Origin of the sequence: Bartonella vinsonii subsp. berkhoffii ATCC 51672, from assembly GCF_902825225.1 — a bacterium.
In the GTDB taxonomy this organism is placed as follows: Bacteria; Pseudomonadota; Alphaproteobacteria; order Rhizobiales; family Rhizobiaceae; genus Bartonella; species Bartonella berkhoffii.
In genome coordinates this window covers 1-421 of sequence record NZ_CADEAK010000212.1, presented here as the reverse complement: position 1 = coordinate 421, position 421 = coordinate 1, and the positions used below count along the sequence as shown (strand labels likewise).

Sequence of the window (421 nt, the reverse complement as noted above, 5' to 3'; positions counted from 1 at the left end):
GATTAGAAAGCTGTATGGTGGGGGAAAAACGAAAAGCCTCGGAGTCGCTGCTCAAATTTTAAGAAACCACTTGATCTAACGCATAGAGATCACTTAGCTTTTCCTCCAGTCTTACAGGAACAGACTTTTTGCCAATTTCTACAGATGATAAAAATGCTAGAGATATATCTAATTTTTTAGCCATATCTAAAAGGCGTTCTGAATGATCAATGCGAAGTTGCGTAAGGTTTTACCAAATGGTGTTAATATCTAAAATCCTGTTAGAAGAATAAATATACATTGTGATTCTAACAAAAATTTTTAGATTTTAGTTAGTCGTTATTTTTAACGTATAGAGATATTGTCCACCACCCCTATACAAAAACCGTTATCAAGCATATACAAATCTATTATGGTAAAAGATTATTAATTTTTATCAAGA

General features: G+C 32.1%; 1 pseudogene. It reads right to left on the bottom strand.

What is annotated here, in order from left to right:
• Window positions 1–61: 61 nt before the first annotated feature.
• Window positions 62–249: pseudogene (locus J7R10_RS10140) on the bottom strand (XRE family transcriptional regulator); the annotation flags it as partial.
• Between the last annotated feature and the right edge of the window lie 172 nt (window positions 250–421).